At 63.4% G+C, this 2440-nt stretch carries 2 protein-coding genes; both read left to right on the forward strand.

Features of this window, described 5'->3' with window-relative positions:
* Positions 1 to 19 precede the first annotated feature (19 nt).
* The gene (locus AC5JLB_RS28015; RefSeq protein WP_495877123.1) at positions 20 to 160 is read left to right on the forward strand and encodes a DUF3825 domain-containing protein; all 141 of its coding nucleotides are present in this window, start codon (positions 20 to 22) and stop codon (positions 158 to 160) included.
* A 1003-nt stretch (positions 161 to 1163) separates the two neighbouring features.
* Positions 1164 to 1481, forward strand: a complete 318-nt coding sequence (locus tag AC5JLB_RS28020; RefSeq protein ID WP_495877122.1) for a hypothetical protein — start codon at positions 1164 to 1166, stop codon at positions 1479 to 1481.
* The last annotated feature ends 959 nt before the right edge of the window (positions 1482 to 2440 follow it).

A 2440-nucleotide genomic window follows, 5' to 3' on the forward strand; every position in this document is an offset into this window, starting at 1 on the left:
TTTCAGTTCAGCGAGCAATGTGAACGACATCTCCTGCTTCCTCGTTGAACGAGATGATGCGACGCAGATGTATCGGCTGAAGACGGTTTATGACCTGGATCACGCCTACTTTGCGGCTCGGCTTATCACTCGACCAGATCGAGAGTGGTTAAACCCGTAAACCCGAGCACTCTAATGGCTTTGCGCGCGACGTGTAACGGCTCGGTGGTGTCGGTCGGCGCGCAAAGACAACCCTGGGTTTCTTTGGTCGTGCCGCTTATTGTTTGGGCCGGATGCGCCGGCCGGCTGCCGTCGCCGAGGGTGTTGGTAGCCCGCAAGACATTGAACGGGGAAGCCGTCTAGAGGCGCCACGGCGGTCAATTAGATTTCGCCTGCGCTAGCGGCTGAAGTGGCTGAGGTGGAGATGACCGTCACAACCGCTCCGGAAGCCCCTCCCATCCGCGCAGGCTACGCTCACTGGCTGCCGCATCCTTCTCCATGGCCGCCTGAGTGAGGCTGCCGATGAGCCACCCGCTCCGCGACATCCACCGAAACATCGTCTGTAGCTCGTCCCAGGCGATGACTCGCCTGTCCTCGCCGAGTTCAACAAGCAGATGGGCTTCTTGGGACCGGCGAGGTACCTCCGCTGAAGAACCGATCAGCCCGTGACAAACGAGGTTCCTGACGGCAAGAGCTTGTCGCAAGTGGCCAACCAGTCGCTGACAGAGTTCCTTATGCAACGGCCGGCCCGCGCCTGCCTGCCCCACTTGCTCAGACCAGACGTCTAGGGATCGTGAAATCCCCCGCACCGGCTTGGGAGCGTCCCTGAAGAGCTCCGTCGGGATCGCGAGGCACAAGGACCACTCAATGCCAGACCGAAGAAATAGGAGCGAGCCAACCGCTCCCTTCATCCGGTTGAGCGTGACAGCGTCTGTGCCCTCCGACATGCCGGTGATACCATATAGGGCTTGAGGTTTTGCAGCGAGACGACCGAATGCGCCTTGCCGTCCAGCCCCTCGGGGACACCTCCACAGAGTCAAGGCCCATCGTGACCTCTTGGGAAGCGAGTTCAAGTAGGTTCGCGGCGGGACACCTCCCCTGCCAGCCGAGGCGCGTCGGGCTACGACGGCAGGAGCGAGACTGCCGGTTGCCCAATAGGTGTGAGTGGAACAAGGGAGAATGAGGTGGATATTCGCCAAGCGCTGTTCCCGTACGGGATGGAGATGCAAGAGGACGGTTCGTGGGTCTTCTTCAATCGGCACTACAAGCCTGTCGGCATGAACACCGGTGCCTGGATCAACTATTCCGAGCACCCGGTGAGGTTCAGGATCAAGGAGCTCGGCGCGGCGACTCGCGCGAAGCTGTCGCAAGGTGGCGAAGACCTTGGTGATCGCATCCACTTCTATGAGGACGCTACCCAGCCTACTCTCTCGGCGGCGAAAATGGAGGCCTACCTGAAGAAGTTGGAAATCCTCATGCGCCTTGGCGAGGGGCACGAATAGAACGCACAGCGGTGCCTCGCTGAAGCGGGATTGCGCCGTAGGGCGTGGACCTAGGCGCGAGCCTTAAGACCGCAAGCGCCGACCCACTCTGCTGAGGGGCTGCGCGCGCGTGATTGACGGACGCCGTGGCTGCACAGGGCCGTGTCTTCAGTTGCGCATTATGCCAATAGATCCGGAAACAAATCATCGTAAGGGACTATCTGGACCGCCTGCGCCCTGCCCAGAAAGGGCAGACAGCGCTGACCCGCGGGCGCTAGGACTCCACGGGGCTCTCGTGGCTACTTTAGTCCCGAGCTCCCAACGCGGTCATCGCTGAAGCCCAGCAGGACCGGTTCAGACGGCCAGCATGGGCGCTCTGCATCTCTTTGGGCTTGCCGCTCGTGGTGGCCGCGAGGATTCGCCGGGCAGCTGAGGTCCCGCAGTAGCTCAATAGAGCCGCCGACAAATCATTGGAAAGGCCGTCTAGAGGCGCCCCGCCCCGGCCGGTACGCCCTATCGCGGCTGGCTCAGTGCGCGGCGGTCCGGCGCGGCTCCCCATAGGGTGGCAGAAAACAGCTGGCAGGGGGTCGGCGCAGCCGTGCCCAGAGATGACCTGCGGCGGTGGGCGGGCGGCTGCGATCCGGCCCGGCCTCACTCTTTGACGGCCATGAGGGGGCGGCGCCCCCGCCAACAAGAGGCTTACGGTTGGCGTAGCGTGGCCGTAGGGTGCCGAAGCGCCCCCGACCCAGCCACAGGGGTACAGCCGCCTCCCTCCCCCGTCTCCCTGCCCAGGAAAGGGGCGCCAGCGGAACGGCTCTGCTGCCAGCCGGGGAACGGGCACAGGATTTGAGAGACGCTATAAGGGGGGTCGCCCCGGCGCAGGAGAGGGCAACGCAGCACCGGGGAACGGCTAATGCTGTGATGCTCGCCGGAGGGCGAGGTTGGCAGCAGGAGGGCTTGGAGGCTCCCGGACAGGCTCT

This window comes from Myxacorys chilensis (genome assembly GCF_059505265.1).